This window comes from Paenibacillus tundrae, from assembly GCF_036884255.1.
In the GTDB taxonomy this organism is placed as follows: Bacteria; Bacillota; Bacilli; order Paenibacillales; family Paenibacillaceae; genus Paenibacillus.
In genome coordinates this window covers 1,346,792-1,372,158 of the sequence record NZ_CP145605.1, presented here as the reverse complement: position 1 = coordinate 1,372,158, position 25,367 = coordinate 1,346,792, and the positions used below count along the sequence as shown (strand labels likewise).

Sequence of the window (25,367 nt, the reverse complement as noted above, 5' to 3'; positions counted from 1 at the left end):
CGATCATGTCGTCAACATACTTGCTGCATCCCATGTGTACTCCTTAATTTTCCAACTCAGTTTACCAGTGATGACAAAATCAATCCCCCATTTGTTTACCCAGGTTAACCCTTTGCCCGGACCTAGTCCGATGCTATACAAATTCATATAACTCTCATGAACCGGTGCTTGGCGACCTTCGAGGTCTGCAAGCATAATCTTGGCAAGGCGAGCAGCCTGGGGAATCGCTTCCTTGCACGTCTTGCCATCGACATGCCCATTAAGCGGGTCTACAATTTTGGCGCAGTCGCCAATACTATAGACTCCAGGCATATCCGACACTCTGTAGCTGACATCAACACGCACATGCCCATCAGATATTACTGGCAAGCCGATCGTCTGAATCATCGGATTAGGCAGTAGTCCAAGCGTCCAGATACACAGCCCTACACTCCGCTTTTCACCGTCTGACAACCATATTACTCCATCTTCTTCCTTGATGATCCGTTTATTATGCAGCGTGTTTATACCAATGTCTTGGAGAAGTCGTTCTAGTTTCATGCCTACTTTGGCAGGGCCGTCTAGAAAAAGGCGATCATGTGCATTGTATAGCTCAATTCGGATGGCTTGCGGGTCAAGTCCTAGCCGCTCCCCATCCCTACGGGCATAATAAGCTAGCTCTGCAGCAGTCTCTACTCCACTTATGCCAGCTCCCACAATTGCAATGTGCATTAATCGCTCACGTTCTCTTGCATTAGATTCAGAAGCGGCTTGTTGAAGATTAGAAAGCCATGCGCTCCGAATCTTTTGCGCGCTTTCCAGTGAGGTGAGTGCAATTCCACCCTGATCGGAATCGGGCTGCCGAATCACACTGCCCACTGTTACAACGAGCATATCGTAATTCATCTCATGTTCTGCTCCCACATCATTCACATATACCAGCTTTTTCTCTACCGCATTGATATTGAGGACCATGGCCTGCACGAGTTCAACCTCGTCCGGAAACAACTTGGTTAGCGGAATCCGTATGTCTTCATTTGTAACGGCAGGTCTAAACATTAACACTTTACGCAGATGGAAAGCGTTTCCGTCAATCAGAACCAGTCGGAGCGGATGCTTATTTACCTGATCCTTAAACCGTTTACGGATTTCTTTTACTGTATGAATTCCCGCATACCCAGCGCCAATGACAACGCACGTTAATGTTTTCATAATATCCACCTCTTCTGTCGTTTGCATATAGAACGAGGTAGTGGCCTTTCATGTGACATGTGGTTCAAAAAAATACAAAATGGGAAGAACTGAATGCTGTGAAATGCTGTGATAACGCTATGTAAAACAAAATCTAACCCTTTTTCCATAAGCTATTAAGTTTTGGTTTGCCTTCCTAACTAACATTAAAACACTCTACAATACACCATATATTACGAATACGCTGCCCGTTAGTTTAACGGACAGACAGCCGACTATGTAGTCGGCTGTCTCATCAAATATTAATTCGCGTTCAATGGTTACGTGGACAACAAACCTATATTTCTATTGCCATCGATGAAAACATCAAAACATAACATTCGAACCCTTTCTGCGAGCAATACGTCCCCCTGCATAAGGCAATAGACAGAGATCACTGGATATATAACGTCTACTTTTTCGCCATCTTTGGGTCAAGCGTGTCTCGCAGTCCATCCCCCAGCAGGTTAAAACCGAGCACCGTGAGCATAATGGAAAGACCCGGGAAAATGAGTGTCCAAGGTGCTTTTTGGATGAACTGGCGAGAATCCGACAGCATTTTGCCCCATTCTGGATCAGGTGGCTGTGCACCCATTCCTAAGAATCCGAGTGCAGCCGCTTCAATAATCGCGGTACCAATGCCCAGCGTGCCTTGCACAATCAGAGGTGTAAGACTATTCGGCAAGATATGCCGAAACAGAATTCGTGCATTACCCGCCCCAAGCGTACGTGCTGACGTAATAAACTCCTCCTGCCTCAAGCTAAGTACCCTCGACCGCACCAGTCTGCCATAGGTCGGAATGTTGACGATCGCAATGGCGAGCAGGGCATTTTGCAGAGACGGTCCCAGAATAGCGACAATCGCAATCGCGAGGAGAATGCCTGGAAAAGCAAGCAAGATATCAAACAGACGTGAGATAAGCATATCCACCCATTTGCCATAAAATCCTGCAATCAGCCCTAACAACGCACCAGCAATAATCGAACCGATGACGGAGAAGAAGCCGACCCATAGTGAAATTCTCGCCCCATGCAACACGCGGGAGAACACATCCCGTCCGAGATCATCCGTGCCAAACCAATGCTCTGCCGATGGTGCTTGCAGTCGATCTGTAAGAACCTGCTCTTTGTAGTCATAAGGTGAAATATAAGGTGCAATGAAGGCGATTAGGATGAAAAATACAATGATGACCAGCCCGGCAAGCGCTAGCCGATTTTTACGAAACGTTCTCCAAGCCTCCCGCCATGGGCCTGAAGTCGATTTGGTTGCAACATCCACGGAAGCGCCCGTATTCGTCGATAATTTGGCCATGTGGCATCCCCTTCTTGGATTATTTGTAGCTGATTCTTGGATCAAATACGGCATAGAGTAAGTCCACAATCAAGTTGATGACCACGAAGAAAAAAGCAACGATCAGGATTCCGCTCTGGATCACCGGATAATCTCTTGAACTAATTGCTTCATATATATAGCGTCCCACGCCCGGCCATGCAAAGATGGTTTCAGTCAGCACCGCTCCCCCGAGGAGCGATCCGGTCTGAATGCCGATTACGGTAAGTACGGGAATGAATGCATTTTTCAGCGCATGTCCATACACGACAAAAAAGGGACCCAGACCTTTGGCTTTTGCAGTACGGATATAATCCGAACTCATCACTTCCAGCATACTGGAACGGGTCATGCGTGCAATGACGGCCATTGGAATCGTACCCAGCGCAATACTTGGCAACAGCAAGTGCTTCGTCACCGTCCATAGCTGATCCCAGCGACCAGCAATCATCGTATCCAGTACGTACAGACCGGTTACCGCTTCAATCGGATCGCGCGGATTCATCCTGCCGATGGATGGCAACCACTGTAGTTTGTTGGCGAACAGCCATTGCTCCATCAAGCCAAGCCAGAAGATCGGCATCGAAACCCCGACCAGTGCAATGACCATGCAGCAGTAATCAAACCAGGAGTTATGCTTCCACGCACTGACGATCCCCGCATTGACACCAATGATAATGGCAAACAGCATACTAGCCATCGTTAATTCAAACGTTGCCGTCAGGTATGGCCCTATTTCCTGGGCAATCGGAACCTTCGTTCGGATAGAAGTTCCTAGGTCGCCTTTGACCAGATCACCGAGATATGCGAAATATTGTTGAAACCACGGTTTATCCAAGCCAAGTTGGTCTCGAAGAGCCTGTTTGGATTGCTCTGTTGCCTTCTGTCCCAGAATGGTTTCCGCCGGGTCACCGGGAATGGCATGGATGATGGAAAAGACGATTAACGTCATGCCTAACAGAACAGGCAACAGTACCAATACTCGTTTGACGATGTAACTATTCAATCCTCATTCACCCGCCTTTTAAACAACCGATTAGGTAGACAAAAACGCCAGCGGACACGTATGCTTCGAGATGATTACGTCCGGATGATGGTTCTGCTAAGCATTGCGTGTGCGCCAGCGCTTTAAAATTCAGACACGGATTACAGTTTTTACAACTTGCTCATTACTCCTCGAAATAGGCACCGGCATAGGATTCGCTACCCAGCGGCGAAGGTACAAAACCTTTCAACTTCGCACTACCCGCAAGAATTGGCGTGGTATGCACAAGCGGAATCCATGGAGCGTCTTCCTTAATAATGACCTGTGCCTGCTCATACAACTCTGCCCGTTTATCCTGATCGGTCTCCTTCTGCGCATCCGTCAGCAACACATGCAACTCCTCATTGACATAGAAGCTACGGTTGTTACCCGGAATCGCATCTTTATCCAGCAACGTGTACAAGAAGTTATCGGGGTCACCGTTATCACCCGTCCAACCGAGCATGTAGATATCGTCCTTCTCCCCGGCTTTGGCATCATCTAGATACGTCGCCCACTCGGGAGATTCAATGTTTGTCTTTACTCCAATTTTCTCAAAATCCGCTTGGATCGCTTCGGCAACTTTTCTACCATCAGGCATGTACGGACGAGACACTGGCATCGCATAGAAGGTCACCGGATCTGGCAATCCGTCAGGGAAGCCTGCTTCGGCTAGCAATGCTTTTGCTTTCTCCAAGTCATACGGGTAATCCTCAATACTATCGTTGTACCCCCATAATGTTGGTGGCATCGGGTTCACCGCAGGCTGAGCTTGTCCAGCAAAGAACGCATCAATAATTCCTTGTTTGTTCACCGCATGGTTCAGCGCCTGTCTCACTTTTACATCATCAAAAGGTTTCTTCTTAAAGTTAAAGCCGATATACGCCACGTTGAATGGTGGACGTTCAATCTTCTGCAGGTCAGCATTCGACTCCAGGATCGACAGATCATCCGGATTCAGATCCTCCATCACGTCAATTTCGCCATTCTGCAAGGCGTTGAAACGGGCTGTATTATCTGGAATAGAGCGAACAATAACTTTGTTCAGCTTCGGCAGTCCTTCTTTCCAGTAGGTTGGATTTTTCTCCAGTGTAATGGAGTCGTTGCGTTTCCACTCTTTGAATACAAAAGGACCGGTGCCTACAGGATCCGTTTTGAAGTTTTCCTTTTTTTCCTGAATGGCGGTTGGGCTGGCAATGCCGAATGGCGTCATCGCGATATTTTGCAGGAAAGGCGCTTGTGGTTGGTTCAATGTGAACTCCACCGTTGTCTCGTCAATCGCCTTCACTTCCTTAATCACGCGTCCGTCCTCTGGGCCAAACATGGAATCGTAATAATCGAAGGAATCTCCTTCAAATTTATACTCACTCGCAGGATCACTCCAACGATTGAAGTTGAATACAACAGCCTCGGCGTTGAAGTCGGTGCCGTCATGAAATTTCACACCAGACTTTAGCTTGAACTCATACTTAAGTCCATCTGCCGATATCTCCCAGCTCTCCGCAAGTCCAGGGATAACCTCTGTTCCACCTTCTTTATAATCAAGCAATGAATCAAATACCTGATGTCCAATCTTGAGGGATTCACCATCGGTTACAATGGCCGGATCTAGGGCAACAGAATCTCCACCCCTTCCCATAATCATCGTATCCTGCGTTGCTACTTCCTCCGTAGGTGGATCGCTACCCTCCGCTGGAGCAGGTGTGTTCGTCCCCTCCTGGCTAGAGCAACCCGATAAAACCAAAACCGTACTCATCGCCATAACCATCAAACCGGACAACCATTTTTTTCTCATTCGCATACGTACAACACCCTTCCCTGTCTCAAAATGTGTGTGATGCTGGCGTGCCAAAACAATTATCCTGATGGATTGATAGTGGATACACGATCACTCAACATGCTTCCAGGATTGTTACGCGCAAAATGCTGATCCAAGAAACCGTCGCAGGCGTGTATCACATACTACCTGTATCTATTAAGGGTTTAACATACCCATGATACCTTTAATATATTTGAGCAAATCATGTTGGGGAATCGTAGATAAATTGAGAGAGAAAGAAATGGAACAATTAAACAAAGGTCAATTGAAAAGAGTGAAAGCTTGGTCACTTGTTTTGGGTATACACATATACTCATTAGCATAGGGATCATTCAGATCGAAATTGACATAGGAGTGGTTTTCAAGGGTGTTGGAATATACAACAGGGAGACATTACAATAACTTTGAGTGTTATAGTCTTGTCATGATGGGAGGATTATGCTCGCAAACTGTGGTAAAAAACCATTTTGTGTAACTTACTTTACATCACATTAATCATTTAGACAAGAGATTTACATACAACGATCATCAACTTTATAATCCATGTTATTTAAAGTTACATAAAGCGCGGAAATAAAACATAGATCGACAAAAAAATGTCTTGGCACCCCCTCCTGACCACTTCTCATTTCGTTCGAATTACTAGACTGATGCGAGTTATGTATCCCTAGATAAAGCTTTATTTTTCCATTTTTACTGAAATGCGTTACAATTTAGAAGATATGAATGGAGGCGATTCATTGTGAAGCTGCAGTTCAACCTATCCTTTGACGATCTAATCGACCTACAGAAAAATGTGATCTCACAATCCAAGCATCATCGTAAGGTAAAATATATTTTACTCTCTGCGTTTCCTATTTCTTTGTTATTTTTAAATCTCATTTTTCAGCGACCCGTTTCACTTGTGACTATTGGAACCATTCTACTATGGATCATCGTTTTCCCTAGCCTATACAAAAAATTAACACTCTTCTCCATAGTTCGGATGATGAAAAAACAGAATTTAAATGGCGTCCTTGGCTCTAATACGATGTTGTTAGATGAGCAAGGCATCACGCGAACGACGAAGAACAATCAAAATTTCTTGGCATGGGATCAGTTTGTCGTTGTACGGGAGGATGAGAAGCACTACTATCTACACGTTTCTGATTTACAAGCGATGATTCTATCCAAAAGGGCATTAGAAGATGATCGTACCAAAGAGGCATTTCAGCGGTATTATGATTCGTATTTTGTGCCTTTGTTGGAGAAAGAGAATTAAGGGTTGGTTGCGCTGCACTCCGATGATAGAAAACCTCGAAGGTCGCTGTAACCCCCAGATTACTTTTCAGTAAGCTTTGGGGCTAACGCTTCGCTTCTTCAGTTTTCGCTACCTTCTCCTTCCCGCGTAAAATGATTAGCAATTAAACACACAAAGAAAGACGCCATCTCATTAAAGAATGGCGTCTTTGGCTTTGGTAAGCCTACATTTACATGTAGAATGCATACACTCATTTAGGATTAGCCTTATTTTTTAAACAAACCTCTACGGTGCATGACCGTGATAAAACGATAAAAGTCGTAACTCGCTCCGTTATCGATGCTAAACAACGGGTTCTTCGGATCATAGGCTAATGCAGCTTCTACAGCTGCTTTGGCCCATACCGGAACCTCCATTTGCTGGCGTGCCTGTAGTCTCTCCACCTGTGCCTTCAACGCATCAAACGCTACTTTCTCTTCAGTTGTCATCGGTTCGCCCCCTTTCGGTGGTTCGGTTGGGTTCGGCGGATTCGTGGGTTCTGTCGGTTTAGGTGGATTTGGAGGTGTCGTTGTAGTAGCATATCTAGCTCGTAGCTGCGCTGCCGTCCCCTCAAACTCATTCATGTCGACGTTGCCCACAATGCCGTTCACCTTACCTGAGTCCGTGTACTGCCAGAATGTCCAACGCTTCCAAGCAGGCTGGTCATCCGGCACCCGTGTGTTGCTGTAACGCGCGATCCATAGATCATACGTACCGAGCGAGGCATCAAAGTTTCCAGCAAATGAATTGCCCGTATATATAATTGGTTTTATGCCAGTAAGACGTTGTAATTCGGTTAGAAAGGCTTTGGCTACAGTGTTCATCTGCGCTCTGCTCAAATTACCGGGGTTATTCTCATAGTCCATGACCGGAGGTAATTGTAATGCCTTCGCACCCCCGACCTTCTGTAAAGTGTTCGCATAATGCGCTGCTTCTGCTTTGGCGATCTCTGTAGAGGTGCCGCGGAAAAAATGATACGTTCCCACCAGCATGCCAGCCGCAAGTGCGCCAGCCACATTTTGCTGAAAATTTGGATCAGTATACGTTCGTCCCTCCGTTGCTTTGATGAACACAAATGTCATGCCACTTGCCTTAACTTTGGCCCAATCAATCGTGCCCTGATATCGGGAGACATCAATGCCCTGTGTATTGCCTGGCGTTCTCGTTTGCATGGTTCTCACACCCTTTTCGCGGCAAGTTTGCCGTTTGTATATAGTAGATGTCAGGACAAGGTAGCTTGCCTGTGTGCATGTCCTGATGTTTTGGAAGTTTGGGGGAGTTTAGGAGGAAATGTTGTTGGAATAGGTTTGGTGGTTACTGGGTTGGTTAGTGTTGGTGTGGTGTGTTATAAAACAAAACACGTTTAGTGGTTAGGTACCCATCACTAAAATGACAGAGCTCTCTTCGTTTGGTGTATCACCGGACTTTTGGATTTCTTGTGTGAGTATGGTTGATCATTCTAGTGATAGATAAAACTGTTGGATCTACTCTATTCCTAGTTTATTAGCTAAATGATTCTAAAATATTCTTCGAGGCTAGTCCTATTCGGTTTGCTACCAGCTTACTATTGGTTTGCTTTCTACACACTATTTGAATTGCTATTAGATTTGTTTTTTTGTGCGGTAGATGAACAATGTAAAGCTGCAATTACTTTTTATCTTTTTTCTTTTGTACTTCACTATCATCATCTGTTTGAGCAAAAGACTCATTAGACTTAAAAGGGAGGTTACCGGGGTGATCCCCGGCTCCTCCCTTACCCTTGAGCACTTCTATTGCCTGCCGAATCGCAGGCGGAATTGGCGCGCCAAGTTTGCCACCATTTTCAATAATGGACAACAGCTCATTCGCGATATAAAAAAAGGCGACCGCATCCCTGAACAAATGTCCGTCTCCCAGAACACCGTCCACCAGATGAGCCACCGATACCATTGCAAAAATAAATACCTTTCGGGCGATGCCAAACATCCCGATATTACTCTTTAGTGTGCCTGTCATAGCTGCCGCTGCAAATCCTGTCATATAATCCAATGCTACAAACACCAACAATACACCTAGCACACCCGACCAACCACCAAAGAAGTATGAGGCTGTCGTGCTCCAAACAGCCATAAGCCATTTACCTACTGTTTCCATCTCATCTCCCCCTTACCTTTTTCAATATCCCCCTGATTACTCTAGGGGTATAAAAAAACACGCTACTAGGTTAGATCTATGCGTGTTACTACATATATTCTTTACCTGTAATCTGCTTATACTCTTCTTCTGTGATGAGTTTATATTTAACTGCTTCTAGCATTTGTTTTTCACTAGCCCAACCGTATTTATAGCCCTTTTCAAATATTTGATAGTCTGTCATTATGCTGTCGCCTCCGGCTCATTGTTTTTATAGTGTGCAAGCTCCAGTTTAGTAACCACTAGTTCAGCTCCTAGGCTTCGTGCCGTTGTCTCCTCTTGCTTTTGTTGAATCTTCGTCTGTACAAGCTGCATCCCTATTAACTCAACGGCTGTTTGAATTTCTTCTTGAACTTTAAAATCTATACGATATGTTTCCATTTCGTGGATGTTCTTTTCTTCTTCTTCAAGCTGTTTCCATGCTTCTAGTGCAAGACGCAATTTCCCTTGCTCTTCATCCACATTTAAAAGTTGTTCTCCTTGCAAGTCATCACGTATAAAAATGATAGCGGGCGTCGTTCTAACTCTATAAAAGTCTTTTATTTCCTGGTAGTCTTTAGCAACTACTTCTTGCACAATTTCAGACAATTCACCGATTACCTTTTCTTTCAAAGTAACCTGTTTTGCATCATGCTCATTGTAGATATAAACAGCATACATACTGGATTCCCCTCCTTAAAAATTTATTTGTTTAACCCTGATATCTCCGGCACTGCCTGATAAACCTGATACCCCTTGATCCATGAGAGTATTGTTAGAATCTCTTCCTACACCACTTGCCCCTCCTAATCCACCAGAAGTATCAATAGTGCCGTTATTGGTGTAAGTTCCGCCGTGCAAAATCATCACTGCTCCTCCACCAGCACCTCCTCCTCCTCCTCCTCCTCCTCCTGAAAATATAATTCCATCATAGGTTTTGGCTGTGGCATTCCCTCCTGCTCCTCCTGCTCCACCTTTAGTTAGAATTTTCCCTGTGCTTCCTATGGTGACATCTCCTCTTACAATAATCGCAACAAAACCTCCGGTACGTCCTCCTGCTAAACCATGAGATACAGACTCAGCCGCCCCCCTAGCAGTACCGCCACCACCACCACCACCTGCACCAAGACATGCCCCACCTTTTCCGTTAGCTCTTGTTCCCGCGCCTAGATCATAGACAGCGCCTTGTCCACCTTGACCATATTTCCCATCATTTCCGTTCCACTCCCACGGATCTATTTCACGGGAAGGTCGATTAGTATCTTGAAAATCATAAATTATCCCTGTCTTATTAGTTTCAAACCCTCCGCCTCTTCCGCCCAATAACGCACTGCCTTTCGTTGAGCCAGACCTGACTTCAGTACCTCCTCCTCCTCCTCCTCCGCCAAACCCTCCTAACAATCTTCTTTTTGCTCCTTTTCCGCCCACCATCATATTAGCTGAACCGCCACCTCTTCCTCCACTTCCTCCGCTACCTCCCCAAGGAAGTCCAATTTCGTGTGCCATCGTATTAAATCCAGAAGGTAGTTGAAAAAGTGGTGCGGGTAAAATATCACCCATACCCCACCCACCTTTTTCAGATTGATCTATCGTCCCATTAATAATGAGATCACCTTCGCAATAGAGAATTAAACCTGAATTTGGAGAATTTATTTCAAACGACACTCCGGCGTTTATCGTTAAGTTTTTAGACTTAAGAACGAGATATGAATCAGTACCCACACTGTAAGTTGTGTTTGAAGAAATCACCCTATTAATACTTGAATCTCCAAAGTCATAATCTGTTACTTTAATGGACGCAATACCTGCGTCTAATTCATCAAAAGTGGGAACACTTCCAGCTTGAGAGACTGTGCCCCCTTTACCAGTAACGATTGTCTCTTTTAACTTAGCCTTACCGTCACTTACAAATTGAAAAAGTAACTGTCTCACGTCATTGACTGCTTTTTCTGTTGCAGCAACCGCTTCAGAAGTCCCATCCGTTTTATTGGACAACTGCACCTTTCCCTTCTGCGTCAAAGACGCATCAGGAATATCCATCTGACTCACTGCTTCACGGAGCGTATCCAAATCCTCCCGTGTCGCCACACCTGCATCAATATTCTCAAAAATCCCATTAATACTCTCCCGGGTTACACTCTCATTCCCAAGGGGCAAGGGTAACTTCAGTCGATCAGTTTCTTTTGGCATTATGCCCACACCTCCAGTTCGTTCCACGTCAGGGACGCGGCATCTAGTTCATCCCAGGTAATCTGTTTGTTGTCCAGATCGTCCCAGATCAGATAGCGATACTCATACTCCACAGCCATATGCGCCGGCTTCAGTTCATCGATTGCCCGTTTGAGATCATCAATATTGGGCGGAATGCCCATCCTATCAACAAAACTCAGGGTAAAGCTCCATGCTTCCGGCTGAAAAGAAACATCCACCTTACCTCCGGCATACGCCTCAGCCACGTTGGCAACAAGCCTACCCGAGAACTTCCCAGCTCCTCTTAGCTTGGATTCCACGACAGCACGCCGTTGTTCAACAGGTTTGAGACGATCTGTTTCAATGCCCAGTTCCTGCTCCCAGTAACCTAATCCCCATGTCGCCGTACGGACAAAAAATTGATCCAATGTCTCATCCAGTGCCTCATACAGCAGATCCATCTCAGTACCTTTGGATTGCATATCGGCTTGCATCACCCGTGAAGTCTCATAATAACTGGGCAAATACGAGAAAAGCTCCCGCCCCTTCGGGCTTGTCAGCTTCACACTCATCGTAGAAGGATTACTCATATCTGCTAATCTCCTTCCCACTCTGATTTTTTCTCACTATTCATGCACATCCACCGTTCCTAACACCGCCACCTGACTTGCTGTCATCTCAATATTCTGGTCACTCACACCATTCACGGTAAGCTCCGTATAGTCGATGATCGGCGGAATGTCGAGCAGGATGGCAGCAATACGTGTGTAGCGAACGAGCGGATCGGCAAAAGCAAGCTGCTTCAGATACGCGGTCACCCCGCGTTCGATCAACTCCCGCACATCGGCTAGCGTGGCATCACTCGCCAGTGTCAGCTTCACCTGAATGTTCATCGGTACTTCCTCTGCCGGCATGACGGTTACTACAGGCCCCGCGGGTGCAACGCCTTCACCTTGTCCATCCTGTGTTGGGTCTACGTACTTCTGCACGGCCGCCACTAGATCACTGCCCGCAGCTCGCTTGTCCGTATCCAGCAAATACAGCCCCACACTGCCCGGCCCCTGCCAGAGCGGAATAACTCGCGTCGCTCCAACGCCTGGAACTTCGCTTGCCCACTGTACATATTGAGCTTTGTTACCACTGGTTCCCTGATTGCGGACTTTGGCATAGAAGCGTTCTAGCAAAGCGGTATCTGCTTCAATATCCGCTCCGCCCTTGATCACATCCATGTTCGTGACCGAAGTCACGCCGCTCATCGGTGTAGACAGCACGGTTACCGTGCCTGCTGGCACATTGCTCTCTTTTCCCGCAACGAGTGCTCGTACACCGACGACGCCAGAACCATCATCACCTAGCTCCACACGGCCAACCGTCTCATACTCTAACGAAGCTTCGCCTGAGACTTCGTCGGCGAGTGTTGCAACTACGGTGCCTGCTGGCACCACCTTCCCCGGCGTACCTACGAATCTCACCACACCTTGTGCCACCACCGCAGCCCGCCGAATAATGCCATGCTCTCCAGCACGTAAATCCAGCTCCTCCGAACGGAAATTCGGATCACTGCTTGCAGCCGTACTTGCGAATCCACGCCGTAATAATTCCTGTGCCCAGAGTGCGGCTTCAGATAACATGAACGCTACCGGAGCCTCTGCATCCCACAAGAAAGAACCCTCTGACTTATCCAGATCCGCGGGCAGACGATCCAGCATGCGCTGCATAATCTGTTCCTCCGTCTGATCCTCCAAATAACGCGGCATCTCAGCCATCCCGTCAGATCACCTCACTTTCCAAAATAAACATCTCTTCCTGCACACTCGCCACCCGACAAGAAAACATACATTGCTCAAGGTTCCAATTGAATGTGAACTGATCTACCGATTCAGTGCGCGGATCTGCCAATAACGTCTCACTCACCATACGAGTGATCTCACTTTCCATCACACCCCGGCGATCCCCCTTCCCGATCAGATCCTCAAGCTCGGAGCCATAGTTCCGAGAATAGATCACATGCCGGTAACGCGGCGTTTTGACCGCTTTGATGCACCACTGAACCCAAGCCTCATGGGCATCTGCCACGGCAACTTTACCACTCGGAGTCAGTACAAAATCTCCAACATCATAGTCGAATCGCCAGCTTCGTCCAAAGGTCACCTCTTCCGAAGCCGCACCCGACAGATCCTCCTCATCGCCCCAGACCACACCTCGATCAGGAAACAGACTAGGCATTGGCACTCACCACCTTACACAGCACTACGATGTCGTTCCCGCTATTCACGCGCATGGCAAGAACACGATCTCCAGGTTTCAAGCCTTTTCCCAGCGACCAATTGGCTTCATCTACTTCACTCTCCTGCAAAAGAAACCGCCCTACGCTCGTCGTCCCGCCATTCGCCACATCACCGATCCCTGAGATTGCGCCAACAACCTCACGCTCTGGCAGCGTCAATGTTCCGGGAAACTCAGCAACAAGATAATCCTGCACCTCATGCTTGAAATCATCCAGCTTCACACCCGATGACGTCACCGTGCCCAATACAGCACCCATTCCACTAACGGCTTGACGAGAATGATTGCTCATCGCACCACGCATCACATCGGCAAACTGTCCATATGGATCATCGTTATTCAAGGTAAACCCTCCTTCTCACCATCTCAGCCGTAGCTAGTTCCAACGTCATCGTTCCAGCTCCAGATAGATCACGGCTCACCGACATGACGATTAGCTTCAGCCCTTTCAATAACACGGCATCCCCGGCTCGAATGGTATTGATATCTGGCGCAGTTACGGTAAATGTCTCCTGAATCCCAGCCAGACGACTCTTCGCCAGTTTCTTAGCGGCGGCGGCTGTTTTCACTTGGTCGTCCTCGACCAACTTTTGCAATGTACCGAGTTCAGCTACACCATCCTGCTCAATGGCCAGAACTTTGGAGGGAACCTCTTTCCCGCTCCCCGACTCTGAAGCCGCCATGACTTTCACCTTTGTAACAGCACCTTCGAGCGTCCGCATCTGAGTCAGATCGATGAGCCGATCTAGCTCGTGCACCTTCGTGTTACTGCCAACCTGATAAAGCTGCAACCCGCCAGACGTCATTCGAGGATGATACATATCTCCACCTGACTTCGCAGTTTCTTTCAGATCGGCAAACATCATCGAGAAAATCGTCTGCGCCCGATACACCGCCTTCCCAAGTTTGGTTTTCGTATCTGGCAGCGTGGCACAGGGAATTTTCCATTCCTTAGCGTACGTTTTGAGCCGCTGCGTCGCGGTCTGATCCTTCGGTAACAGGAACTCATCCTCTGACTTCTCCAGATAGATCATGCGGTCGTACACCGTAAGAGACAATCGCTTCGTGCCACTATTGGAGCTTTCGACCTCCCAGATGACAGCAGGATGCACTAAAGGAACCTTCGATTTTTCGCCAAAAGGAACCCCACTGATCCGCACCGGCATCCCCGGTGATATCGCAGGCAGACCCGAAGATGCAGACACCGCCAGCCGGATGTTGGCCTGATAGGCAATCTGTTCGAGCGAATCCTTCAGCGTAATCGTCTCCACCAGTTTGGTCACGTCGTATTGATCGTCAATAATGACTTGATATGTCACGGCATCACCAGCTTCTGCCCTGGCTTGATCCGGTTCGGATCACTACCGATGGTCTTGGTATTGAGCTTGTAGATCTCGTTCCATTCGGAACTGCTCCCAAGCTCCAGCTTGGCTATTTTGGATAGAGAATCTCCAGATTTAACGATGTACGTCTTGTTTGTCTTTTTCAGATCTGTTCGAGTATTTGTCTTGCCTGCCTGGCCTGCTGTCTTCGCACTCGTCTTCTCTACCTTCGAGTCCCGCCAAGTACGCATGGTGAGGTCAAAATAAATATCCCCACTCTCCCCACCCCGGAAGGTCGTATTGTGAGACACGAGATAGACAGGCACATTCACACCTGTATTCGTGATAATGAAACGCAGCGGCTTCTTTGATACCAAAAATGTATTCAATATGTTCATCGCTACACGTGGATCGGGGATATCTGCATACGTGCAGTAGGATGCATCATATTCTTTGGGAAAAAAAGAAGAGAAGGTGATCTCCTTCACCTTCTCTCCTTGTGCAAAATCAAACTCACCATGCTCCAGCATCTGGATCGTCTCATACCCTTTGGTACGGGAAATATTCAGTTCTTCCGGATTCACAGGGAATTGAAATAATGTCGTTCCGTCTTTTAACGTAAACTCCATCTCCAGCCCTTTCACTCGGTCTTCAATTACACTCATACCTGACCTCCTTTCATCCTAGGCCATGATCGTTTTGCGGTTCTCCATCGCGCGTCGTACCTCACTCACCACACGCTGTCCGACCTGTCGGGCAAGTCCATCGTAGTCAATAGCATTCTCGCGAACGGTAACTTGCACCGCACCTACAGGAACATTTACAGCAATCTGGTTCGTTGTTTCGGTTTTGAAATCCTTGAGGTAACTCGACAAACTACTCATCTGATCTTCCGAGATCTGTACGGTCATTGGGGATGATTTGCCATTAGTTCCCGCTGTGGACTGTGATCCATTGCCCGCATTCATTGCCTGCATTTGCATCATGCTCGAACCTTGAAATGCCGCCGAAGTGGGTTGAACCCCCATCGATGTCATATACGCCAATGGGCCTGTGGTCAAGAGCGCCGAAGGAATATAAGGCGGAGCTATTGCAGGTTGCACTGAAGGAGGCGGAGGCACAGGTGCAGGCGGAACCTTCTCTTCTTCCTTCGAGCCAAATCCGAAGAAGTTGGAGATGCCGCTCGTAATGTTTTTCGTTTTCTCAGCGACATAATCTACCGCACCAGATACAGCATTGCCCACGCTCTCGGTTGCACTCGACATGAAATTGCCAATATCCTTCGCTTTACCGCCAATCCATTCGCCTGCAGCACTTCCAGCCCAGCCGCCAATTGCGCCGCCCACATACGTGCCAATCCCAGGTAAAATCACACTCCCAATGGCGCTACCAATCGCGGTACCCGCAGTTCCACCTATCATAGAGCCTACGGCTCGCCCACGCTCTCCAGCTGGAGCAGAAGCCACATTCGCTACGTCTGCCAACATGCTGATCGGTCCGAGCAGTTTTCCTGCTCCTTTCGCTAAACCACCGCTTAATTTACTAAACATGCCGTTACCCGATAACAGGTTGGGCATGCCCATAGGTGAACCTGACAGGATGCCTGAGCTAAAACCAGATTTCCCTCCACCTCGCATCCGCCTATTCTTCTCCATGGATACAGATTCGCGGAAGGACTTGTTTGATGTGTCTTGATGAATTTTGGATTGGGTTGGAGCGAGTGCTGGAGTAGTTCTCTGGGGTCGACCTCGATAACCTCCCCCAGAAACTCTACGCGGAGTTTTCTCGGCTTGACCACCACCAACATTTCGAGTTCGAGAATTGGTTCTGGATCGATTCCCACCTCTGGAACCACCCTTTGAACCACCTCTGCGAGTCTTTCCAATACTGCCGCCAGAGCAGCAGCCACATTTAGCGGCGGGGCTTGAGGTAGCATCTGTTTTAGATTTTTTTCCTGTAATCTTGTTCCATAGATCACGTAGTTTCCCTGGTGCTTCCATAAGATGATTTACTGCATCTCCAAATTTATTAATGTAATCTGCAAAATCAGCACCCTTATCCAACCAGCCTTTTTCTTCTTCCTTCGCTACATTTTTAACCGTATTGTTATTGCTGCCAATACTAAGCGACAGCAAAGGATTGCTCGCCGGATTCATCTTGCCCATCGCCACTTCAACCTTCTGGCGCACCTCGACAGACACCGTTCCCGATGCCTTAACCATCTGCCCCTGAACTCGGTTAAGCTTCGCCAATACCCGATCCAAGGCAGGACTTAGCTGATCGTTCAGCCTAATCGTTGGTATGATGCGCAATCTACTTAATCGAATCGCGGTACTGTACACATGCTCCAGCCTACGTCCGGTTGTACGCAACTCATTGTTGGTCTTGATTAGACTCTGATATCGCACCCTACCCAGCCGTTCGGTTGAGCGCTGAATCTGATCCAGATAACGAAGGGTTGTCCGCATCTGCGCATTGGACTTACTTAGACCTACAATCATTTCAGCCATCTAATTCACCTCCTGTCATTCAATATGGATTCCTCTACCTTACCGATTGTTTTGCTTCGTGATTGCATCCATTTCCTCTTCCGAGAAAGCCAGCAACAACGAGCGTTCGCCTCGGGGTAGAGACCAGAACTCTCCGGGTCTTAGATGATGACGCACCCACATGTGATAGAGGAACGTTGTCATCCCGCCGGAGTGAATTAGTTTTTTAGGTCTTCAATCTCCACGCCGAACCCGGATAGCTCAAGCACTTTGTCACCCACCGCATCCAGTTCACCAGCAAGCAGCATGCGGCGAACCGCTTGTTCCCCACCAGACAACTTCATGCGCCCAGTAATACGGTTGTCACCCCAGCCGGATAATTCCAGGCTGCGCACTTGCAGTTTCACCGTAGCTTCGGAAATAAGCAACGCATTAAACGTCTCGGTGTCCACCTTTTCCTCGGTGCGACCCTTGACCGTTTTGCGAACGGTACAACGTTCACGAATCTGATCGACTTTGGAGGATGTCAGTCCACGCAACGTAAGCAGCAGATCCAACCGCTGAATACGCACGTTTTCTTCTGGCAACCGCTCTGCCGCTTCAAATAGCTGGTCCAAAATTTGTTCTTCTGACAGCTTTTCATTCATACTCATCGAGGCATGTCTCCTTTTGTCTTCCTAAAATGTACTAGCATCACACAAAATCTGTACAAACATAAGAAGCAGACCGAGTTTATCTCAGCCTGCTTGCTTCTTTTCTCTGCCGTACCCTTGCTTGTTCTTTGCTGTATTTTTGCCTTATCCTTGCTGTTGCCTTGCTTTACCTATTCCTTTATCGTCCTTCGTCTTGCTAACCTACGAATCTTAGTTCGCTACAATTGGATTGAGCAACTCAAATCCCTCAAAGGTAAAGCCTGTTTCTTCCGGCACTTCTTCGCCAGCCGTCCAGTTGGCAAGTTGGATTTTGTCCACCATGCAGCCTTTCAACAGCACACTCTCATGTCCATAGGACTCTGGATCATCCAGCTTGGAGATAATCTGGAACTTCGTGAAGCCACGTGTAATCATATCCGAGGTAACTTTGTACCCTGTCATCGTACCTGTTCCTTTTTTCGCTCCATTCTTGTGCACCTTCCAATCGTTCCCGACCAGATTCAGCTCACGCTTCTCAATCTCTACACTCGCTTCCAACTTGTTAATATTGGTCTGCCACGTACCATCAATATGCAGTTGACCATGGGTACCGAGAATAACTCGTGATGCATCTAACATGAAAATTCCTCCTTGGGATCATTGAACGTATCGATTCGCGTAAACTATCCGTTCACATATTTTTATTTATGGATATGATTGAACTTTGCCTCATTCGCTTACTTCCACAGCCGGCTAAACTCATTTGTCTTGAAACAGCACACTCTATACGCAAACTAGAAATCGCCCTCTTAACAAAACTTATTGCACATAAAAAGTGCCGAATAATTGCTCCATTACATCCGTCAACTTCACATTCCACTGCAAATACACCTGATCTGCTTCCGGCTTCAGAATTGGAGCCGTTCCATAATACGCCGGATCGAGAACAACATCGTATCCTGATGCCTCGATCACATTGCTCTGCGCGAGCAGTGCCAGATAGGCTTTCATCGCCCCAATCAATGCCTGGCGACCTTCCTCCGTATTATTCACTTTACCGATGTACGTGTCCTCCGCAGAACGCTGCAGGTCTACGTTAATGGCATCCATCACACGAATGGAACGGATTTTTTTCCATGCATTATTCTGTCCAGCCACGGGTGCAACTAGTGTATTCACACCACGCAGTGCTTTCACCTGACGACCATCGTGGAAGAAAATAAACACACCATTCTGCACAGCCTGCTCCTGTTCAGCCCGTGTCCAGCGACGTGTTACATCATCGAACGGAGTTGATGCATACGTGGTGGATTCGTTCAAACGCTGACCTGCGATCAGACCTGCAACATACGCAGATGTCTCAGCCGAGCTATAGAAGGTGTCCCCCAAACGCACCCCCGTACCCACGTTAACGACACCCTCATGGTTCAACTGCGCTGAACGTGCCGATGCCTTCTGAGCAGCATTCGCCGATGTATCATCTGCTGCGGAACCGCCAAATACGGCAATAACCGGCTTACCCTCATTACGTACACGCTTGACCCATGCGCCAAAGCTTGCAAGTAGAGGAGCATCCGCAGCTTGATCCAGAGCCAATACATCGAATTGTTCTCCCTCGAGCGCCTCTTGTACGGCAATGTAATCCGCATTGGTCAGACTGTCATTACCGCTCACACCGCCTTTGAATGATGCACCAGCAACGGTGGCAACCTCGCCCGTACCATCTCCAATCGCTACTGCCGTTACCCATACGTTGTTCTCATCCGCATTGATCTGTTCTGCAAGAGCTGCACCTGTGATATTTGCTGTCACCAACGCGTACAACATGCGATTTCCTTCGAAGAGGCGCACTTCATGCTTCGTATTATCGATGATGCCAGGTTGAATCGTGACGTAGAAATCGTTACTCCGATCCCCTACATACTTGGCATCCAATTGCAGCACATCTTCGTCGTTCCGATCCTTAAGCGTAAGGCTTCCCGCCTTCGCCATTTCCCCCACGACCCGATAGGCTAACAGCTTCTTCGGTCCACCGAGTAACGCAAGCTTCAGGGAAGTATATGCTGTCCCATTGTCCCGTGCACCCGCTGAGAAAATCCGTTCAATCGCTGATTCGCTGCCCACTTCTACAAAAGTCCCCGCCGGCCCCCAGTTTGCCTTCACTGGTACTACAACAGTTCCACGATTTCCTGCCTGAATGGACGATGCTGCCGCCGCCTGAAAATTCATATATAAGCCCGGAAGTACCGGACGATTCGTCTGCTCCCATGTTCCGCCTGCCATTAGCCCTTCACCTTCGCTTTCATAAATTGGTTGATTCGTTCTTGTGCTTCCGCAATGGAAAACGTCTGCGCCGCTGCTTCGCTCAGCGCCCCATACAGCACCTCAGCCTTAACGGCAAAGAGGGCTTCTGCATGATTGATTAGCTCGGCTCGCGTATACTTCGCGTCGCCTTGTTGGGTATGTTCGATTGAGCTTGTCAACGCCATCTCACCTCATTTGGTTATAAGTTCAACACGCATTATTAATAAATTTATTGTGATTCATGCTTATTCTATTCCTCTGCTATGATGCACCTGACGAATGAAAGGTACGTCTGTCCCTGGGCGACGAATACGCTCCTGTAAGGTTAGACGGATCTGTCCATTCAGGTACGCATCCGCCTGTAAATCGGCAGAGACATCATCGACCGTGACATATCGCTTGCTCTCGTTAGTTTCTTCGCTCCCCGCATCAGTAATAGCGATTCTTGCTTGTATTCCTAGCTGTTCCACAAGTCGAATTACAGTGTTATGTGTCGCCACTGGATTTCTAGTGATGACATGTCCCACGAGCTTCTTGTGAATCTCCAGTGTAGAGGCACCTGCCTCAGCGATATCGTAACTCGCGAGTCGCCACAAAACAGAAGGAGAATCGTACCCCCCAGGCCACATATCACGATAGACAGACCAACTTGAACCAAGCTCAGTTTGTGTCCAGTTCTGGAGTGCAAGCAGCGAATAGTCCTGCGTTTCAATGGCAAGATCTTGTTCAACGACCTCAGGTACATATACTCCGAACCGCAGGCTACGTGTAATGAAGCTTGCACCTGAGTCGATTCGATCACAATCGGAAGATCCGAGGTAGATACAGGTGAAGGCATTGCCCTCCGTATCCTGTAGTCGAACCTGATGTAATCCTTCCATCAACCTGCTAGACCAGACTTCCAACTGCTCTGCTCCACCTTCTGTGAGTCTCGCATATGGAGCAATGCGGATGATTCGGCGATATCCTGCCCAGCTAGACTTGGGTACTTCTTCCGCAAAAGCAATGACCGCGCAAGACTCATTTACCGGTTCGCCCGGTGCAAGAGCATCACGCACCTGACCCTGCCACGCTGGAACAAGTTCAGCAAGCTTCTGCTTCAACGTCTGTTTCATGAGCTTGCTCATACTGCTCATACTGCCCATACTGGCAGTAGAATCAGCGTTATTTCTTATAGACACATTCATTTCGCCCCCTTCGGCTGCAACTGTATGATCTGCCCCCATTGTGCAGCGACAATGCAGCAGTCATGAAACTCCCCCTTTAACATTCCGTCTGTAATACAATCTAGGATCGAACCAAACTAGACAACATCACCGCATTAAAAAGACCGGCTCGGTGGCCGGTCTGTACATTAGCGTATGTGCTTTCGGTGTGTCCCTGTGCGATTGATCCGATAATACAATCTTACACCTGTTGATCGCTAACGCGGATGGTGATTGGCATGACTTCGGTGCGATTAAGAGTGTATCTTGGGTGGAAAAAAGACGACGTTAAATTATATAAGCTAAATAGACACCAATGTAACTTGGGGGTTCAGCGTAATTTCAAATGCGCGTCCCCAGATGAAGTCCGGATTGGTATACTCCAACTCTGCATTTTGATACTTAGCATAGGAGCTTTCCCCATCTTCCAACTGAACCACTGCATCATTACCTTGGGCAAATGCAGGTTTAGCGGCAAGTGTCGTTGTGTATGTCTGCATTAAATCTCTTAGCAACGATTGTAGATGTTCGTAGTCCTCACTGGAATTGAACAAAAGCATATTCTGATCCGCAAGCGTAGCCACGTTGGTATAGAGGGCATGAGCACGGGAATATGTGCGAATATCTGCAATCGCAACTGCTTTGTAGTAGTAATCCTTCTGGAAACGTTTAAACAGTAGTGATCCATGAGCACTCATCGCTTCCTCTAGTGCAGAAGCATTCGTTTCTTTCGTAATAAAGGCATAGCGAGATTGTCCCATGCCAACCGCAATCCCGATCTTATTGCCTGGTGTATTCCACGCACTATACCCTAGAACTCGACCGGTGTGTGGGCTATTCAGCAGCGCTTCAGCTACATCTACATTCGCCGGGCCTTTACCTACAAAATCAATCACAACTGTGGGCACACCTTCTTCACTATTGGCGTTAATTCGCTCAACAGCAGCCTCTACCTCTTCCAATGCCGTAATCGCCACAATTTCTAAGTTAGGCTCTGATTTGTTCTTATGAGAATGTCTGGTCATTCGATCGAGTTCGGAGGCAACATCAAACGTTGCAGCTTGAGGCGCAACGCCATCCTGCCTAACGTTCTCGCCTTTGACAAGATCAGTATCCGTCTCTGGAACTGGATATGCAGAATCAGCAACAAGCACACCACCCACGATATCAATATGACGGGCTACATTCTCATGCACATTCATATATTCATAGGTGTTCACGATGGTATTACCATGCGGGCCAAAGTAGGTAACTGCATAACGTGTTTTTGCACCATCACGAATCAATTGATTCGCCATACGAGCTAACAACGAATGCCCCAAACCATCGGCATCCGGAAGAATGATCGCACGGTCTGGATTCTGCCCAGCTACTCCGCCAAGCCATTCGTTAATTCGATTCTCCACATAACGAATCTCGTTAATCTGTACGCCTTGTGTATTGGCATCATCCACACCAACCGCGAGAAAATCAATGTATCCCTTACGTGCCAGCTGATCAAGGATATACAGATTCGTTTTAAATTTATGCTGTCTCGTATTATAGTATTGTTCTTTATCAAAATAGGTCGTCTCACCATACTCTGTAGAATCAGGAGACACGTTATACCCCTGAATAATATCTTCAAAAGCAGTAAACGTCTGACGAGGCTGTTGCATCAATGCTCGCGATTCATTATAGGCATCAAGTGCAAGCCCATCTGCAAATGAAGTGGTCGCAAGTCGCATGATTGTGTCCATTACGTAAACGGGTTTACATGGATATTTCTCTTTGATAACACGAATTACATCCAACAACCGCGTCGTCTCCTGATCATAGTTCGGATAGTCACCGCCTCCGTTCTCACGAAGCTCGCGGCTACCAATGAGACCACCATAAGCCAGCATATCGCTTGAAATAATGAAACCTTCAACTTCAGCAGCATGCTCCAGAATAAAATCGTGAATATTGGACGGCTTGCCATACTGAGGTGTAGATGTACCAAGTAATGTGGTGCCATCTACCGTTTTCTCCGAATCCAAGCGATTTTGGATGTCCTTCCGGTTCGGTGTAACGATATGGAGACCGGCTGCTTTACCTTGTACAATGACGTCATCCAGGTTGGCTGGACGATCATCGAGTGGGACATACAATACTTTTTTCATATCATGCTACCTCCTGCTCCAAGAATGAGATTTTCCTTCAGCATCGGATCAGAACGATTAGCCCCTATTAAAAAAACTGGCCTTTAGCCAGTAGATTCATAGATGATATCGATATGGTTGCTTTCCTTCTGATCTGATAATACCATCTTACCTCTTTTAAACGTCTACGCTGACGGTTAACCGTCTGAATTAAGACCGATTGTTGGAGCTAGTACGTCGACTCATGGTCGTTTTTTTGCGAAGGCGTTATTTTAGTCGATTTGACTCAACTTTCTTAATCTTGCTAACGTTTATACTTCAAATAAAAGTTTTACAGGATCAAGAGGAGTGACATGCATGCAAAGATCAGATTGGTTCTACCTCTGGGTGATCATAAGTGGTTATCTGACAGGTTACGTTATGTACATGATGACCCTATTCCTTCTATATAGAGAGGCTGACGTAGTAACTGGCTCGTTTATTGGATGGACTGCGGTGATGTATTTAACGAGCGTGATGCTGCTGTATCTACTTTCTGTACTTATCCTACGTCTAGTCGGTCTATATCGTTTCTGGTCTCAGACAATTATGTTTGTATTAGCATCCTTCCTTATCGTTTATATGACCGCTTGGTTGTTCCTTGGCACAGGCCTTTCCACACTACCGCCATTATCGTTCCCCTTCACAGTCGAAGGCTTGCCTTTCCTTGTTTTTTGGACGAGCACAGCCCTGACCTGTTCTTGGGGAGTATGGGTAGTACGTAATCCATCGACGAAGCCCCTCTTCTTGTTGTTATCGCGAGTCATATTCATTCTTTTCATCATTTGGATAGGAGTCCGTTAGGTCAAAGGATCAGCTTAAATTCATATACCAAAAAAGAGCACATGCCCTATACTTCACAGGCTGTGCTCTTCTCATTTTATTTCCTCGTTCCTTACATATGTCCATTAATTCTATATATCTAATCACTCAATCCACGCATGGACTGAATGTTTCTTTCGTATCCTTGTTAAGCAATAATATACCGAAAGTTTTCCCAGCTCTCCGGAACCGAATTGCTGTTTCTTGCGTGATGGTAGAAACTGAATGGGAATTTGAATACATGTCCGCTGTTCCAATCTTGTGAGCGTCGGTCTGTTAGCCAGTATTCAAGTTCATGCGGCAGTGCAATCGAGCGTTCAGCACGTACCAAGGGTAATCGATCCACCGGAGACTGTAACGTCAGCCTATCTAGTTCATGATCCACGTTACGGCTCAGTCGCAACGCTTTTACCATCGTTAAGAACGGCGTCAGCCCCTGATGGAACAAGCTTGGATAACCTAATTCATACAAAATGTTAAGTGCATGTCCATACGTTAACATATGTCCGATGAGATCATGGTGAGCCTCTGCCTGATAGATGGTATCAAATGCGCCAAGCTCATCCAGAATGAGACGCGACAGATCCTCTGGGCGTTCAATATGCGGGAACCCGTCAGATTCATCGACACGCAGCGTACGTATTTCTTTAACCGTCGTATTGATCCACGATCGTCCAGGTACAGTCCGTTCGAATGAATCCATCAGCTCAACTAGCTGTTGCACATCGTGCGCAGTCCCCCAGCCCTCCAGCTCGCGAATGGCCTTCAAGCTTAGCGCTCCATAGATCGCTTGATGCCCAACCCAGTGCAGCTCACCAATGGTACGATCCAGCGCCTGGGTGATAAGTGCTTCCGCTTCTTCCATCGGCAACACTTCACCTCGCAAAGAAGGTTCTCCCGAGTGTACGCCATGTTTACGGAGCATTGCCTTGGCTTCAGCGGTAACACTTCCAGCAGCCAGGGAGGTTAAGCGGTTCTCTCTCACCCAGAAGTAAGCCGCAATCGCTGCTGCACCATAATGGGCATGCCACAGATCACCTGTGTGCTCCCGACTCGAAACGATGATCATTAGACCCTCTTCTAACAAACGTCGATCCATAATTCATCCCTCCTTCATCGAATAAGTGTTTCCCCATGTATACC

At 47.4% G+C, this 25,367-nt stretch carries 25 protein-coding genes; 2 read left to right on the top strand and 23 right to left on the bottom strand.

The genetic code is table 11. The features are described from left to right. Window positions 1-3 precede the first annotated feature (3 nt). From V6W81_RS05930 to V6W81_RS05915, 4 genes are all read right to left on the bottom strand, one after another. Entirely contained in the window at window positions 4-1,191 is a 1,188-nt protein-coding gene (locus V6W81_RS05930; RefSeq protein ID WP_338542052.1) for an NAD(P)/FAD-dependent oxidoreductase, read from the bottom strand. A 430-nt stretch (window positions 1,192-1,621) separates the two neighbouring features. Then, window positions 1,622-2,521 (bottom strand): nickel transporter permease, encoded by a 900-nt coding sequence (nikC, locus tag V6W81_RS05925; protein WP_145051026.1) that lies wholly within the window; start codon window positions 2,519-2,521, stop codon window positions 1,622-1,624. Between the two features lie 19 nt (window positions 2,522-2,540). Next, window positions 2,541-3,545, bottom strand: a complete 1,005-nt coding sequence (locus tag V6W81_RS05920; protein ID WP_338542050.1) for an ABC transporter permease — start codon at window positions 3,543-3,545, stop codon at window positions 2,541-2,543. 163 nt (window positions 3,546-3,708) lie between these two features. Continuing rightward, the gene (locus V6W81_RS05915) at window positions 3,709-5,358 is read right to left on the bottom strand and encodes an ABC transporter substrate-binding protein (RefSeq protein WP_338543952.1); all 1,650 of its coding nucleotides are present in this window, start codon (window positions 5,356-5,358) and stop codon (window positions 3,709-3,711) included. 766 nt (window positions 5,359-6,124) lie between these two features. Between V6W81_RS05915 and V6W81_RS05910 the strand changes: the two genes are divergently transcribed. Further along, a complete protein-coding gene (locus tag V6W81_RS05910; RefSeq protein WP_338542049.1) occupies window positions 6,125-6,643 on the top strand; it encodes a YcxB family protein in 519 nt (172 codons plus the stop codon). Window positions 6,644-6,888: 245 nt separating this feature from the next. Here the strand turns inward: V6W81_RS05910 and V6W81_RS05905 are convergent, their stop codons facing one another. The 18 genes from V6W81_RS05905 to V6W81_RS05820 all read right to left on the bottom strand — a co-directional run bounded on the left by V6W81_RS05905 (window position 6,889) and on the right by V6W81_RS05820 (window position 23,384). Further along, on the bottom strand, window positions 6,889-7,833 hold the full coding sequence (locus tag V6W81_RS05905) for a glycoside hydrolase family 25 protein (RefSeq protein WP_338542048.1): 945 nt from the start codon (window positions 7,831-7,833) through the stop codon (window positions 6,889-6,891). Between the two features lie 475 nt (window positions 7,834-8,308). Next, window positions 8,309-8,794, bottom strand: coding sequence for a phage holin family protein (locus tag V6W81_RS05900; protein ID WP_338542046.1), 486 nt, complete (start codon window positions 8,792-8,794; stop codon window positions 8,309-8,311). Window positions 8,795-8,882: 88 nt separating this feature from the next. Then, a complete protein-coding gene (locus V6W81_RS05895; protein WP_338542045.1) occupies window positions 8,883-9,017 on the bottom strand; it encodes an XkdX family protein in 135 nt (44 codons plus the stop codon). Further along, the gene (locus V6W81_RS05890; protein ID WP_338542043.1) at window positions 9,017-9,493 is read right to left on the bottom strand and encodes a hypothetical protein; all 477 of its coding nucleotides are present in this window, start codon (window positions 9,491-9,493) and stop codon (window positions 9,017-9,019) included. The genes V6W81_RS05895 and V6W81_RS05890 overlap by 1 nt, the downstream gene beginning before the upstream one ends. 15 nt (window positions 9,494-9,508) lie before the next feature. Then, window positions 9,509-11,002, bottom strand: coding sequence for a phage tail protein (locus tag V6W81_RS05885; RefSeq protein ID WP_338542041.1), 1,494 nt, complete (start codon window positions 11,000-11,002; stop codon window positions 9,509-9,511). Further along, window positions 11,002-11,592, bottom strand: coding sequence for a YmfQ family protein (locus tag V6W81_RS05880; RefSeq protein WP_338542039.1), 591 nt, complete (start codon window positions 11,590-11,592; stop codon window positions 11,002-11,004). The genes V6W81_RS05885 and V6W81_RS05880 overlap by 1 nt, the downstream gene beginning before the upstream one ends. Before the next feature lie 36 nt (window positions 11,593-11,628). Further along, a complete protein-coding gene (locus tag V6W81_RS05875) occupies window positions 11,629-12,768 on the bottom strand; it encodes a baseplate J/gp47 family protein (RefSeq protein WP_338542037.1) in 1,140 nt (379 codons plus the stop codon). Between the two features lie 4 nt (window positions 12,769-12,772). Further along, entirely contained in the window at window positions 12,773-13,228 is a 456-nt protein-coding gene (locus tag V6W81_RS05870; RefSeq protein ID WP_338542036.1) for a DUF2634 domain-containing protein, read from the bottom strand. After that, a complete protein-coding gene (locus V6W81_RS05865) occupies window positions 13,221-13,592 on the bottom strand; it encodes a hypothetical protein (protein ID WP_056694417.1) in 372 nt (123 codons plus the stop codon). The genes V6W81_RS05870 and V6W81_RS05865 overlap by 8 nt, the downstream gene beginning before the upstream one ends. Before the next feature lie 31 nt (window positions 13,593-13,623). Next, the gene (locus V6W81_RS05860; protein WP_338542035.1) at window positions 13,624-14,607 is read right to left on the bottom strand and encodes an XkdQ/YqbQ family protein; all 984 of its coding nucleotides are present in this window, start codon (window positions 14,605-14,607) and stop codon (window positions 13,624-13,626) included. Continuing rightward, window positions 14,604-15,239 (bottom strand): LysM peptidoglycan-binding domain-containing protein, encoded by a 636-nt coding sequence (locus tag V6W81_RS05855; RefSeq protein ID WP_338543951.1) that lies wholly within the window; start codon window positions 15,237-15,239, stop codon window positions 14,604-14,606. Before V6W81_RS05855 ends, V6W81_RS05860 begins: the two co-directional genes overlap by 4 nt. Window positions 15,240-15,293: 54 nt before the next feature. Beyond that, window positions 15,294-17,120: a hypothetical protein gene (locus V6W81_RS05850; RefSeq protein WP_338542033.1), complete on the bottom strand. Its 1,827-nt coding sequence runs from the start codon at window positions 17,118-17,120 to the stop codon at window positions 15,294-15,296. A 197-nt stretch (window positions 17,121-17,317) separates the two neighbouring features. Further along, window positions 17,318-17,752 (bottom strand): phage tail assembly chaperone, encoded by a 435-nt coding sequence (locus V6W81_RS05845; protein ID WP_128100657.1) that lies wholly within the window; start codon window positions 17,750-17,752, stop codon window positions 17,318-17,320. 210 nt (window positions 17,753-17,962) lie between these two features. Next, on the bottom strand, window positions 17,963-18,370 hold the full coding sequence (locus V6W81_RS05840; protein ID WP_056694176.1) for a phage tail tube protein: 408 nt from the start codon (window positions 18,368-18,370) through the stop codon (window positions 17,963-17,965). Between the two features lie 180 nt (window positions 18,371-18,550). After that, window positions 18,551-20,014: a phage tail sheath family protein gene (locus tag V6W81_RS05835; protein ID WP_338542031.1), complete on the bottom strand. Its 1,464-nt coding sequence runs from the start codon at window positions 20,012-20,014 to the stop codon at window positions 18,551-18,553. Continuing rightward, window positions 20,014-20,214 carry a hypothetical protein gene (locus tag V6W81_RS05830; RefSeq protein ID WP_430701090.1) on the bottom strand — a complete coding sequence of 67 codons (201 nt, stop codon included), beginning with the start codon at window positions 20,212-20,214 and terminating at the stop codon, window positions 20,014-20,016. Before V6W81_RS05830 ends, V6W81_RS05835 begins: the two co-directional genes overlap by 1 nt. A gap of 66 nt (window positions 20,215-20,280) precedes the next feature. Then, window positions 20,281-21,216, bottom strand: a complete 936-nt coding sequence (locus V6W81_RS05825) for a hypothetical protein (protein ID WP_338542029.1) — start codon at window positions 21,214-21,216, stop codon at window positions 20,281-20,283. A 326-nt stretch (window positions 21,217-21,542) separates the two neighbouring features. Continuing rightward, a complete protein-coding gene (locus tag V6W81_RS05820) occupies window positions 21,543-23,384 on the bottom strand; it encodes a DUF4127 family protein (protein ID WP_338542027.1) in 1,842 nt (613 codons plus the stop codon). 336 nt (window positions 23,385-23,720) lie between these two features. On the opposite strand from V6W81_RS05820, the gene V6W81_RS05815 reads away from it, so the two are divergent. Beyond that, complete coding sequence (locus tag V6W81_RS05815) at window positions 23,721-24,206, top strand: hypothetical protein (protein WP_338542025.1); 486 nt, start codon at window positions 23,721-23,723, stop codon at window positions 24,204-24,206. Window positions 24,207-24,372: 166 nt separating this feature from the next. Here V6W81_RS05815 and V6W81_RS05810 read toward each other — a convergent pair whose 3' ends face one another. After that, on the bottom strand, window positions 24,373-25,323 hold the full coding sequence (locus tag V6W81_RS05810; protein ID WP_145051075.1) for a hypothetical protein: 951 nt from the start codon (window positions 25,321-25,323) through the stop codon (window positions 24,373-24,375). Window positions 25,324-25,367 lie beyond the last annotated feature (44 nt).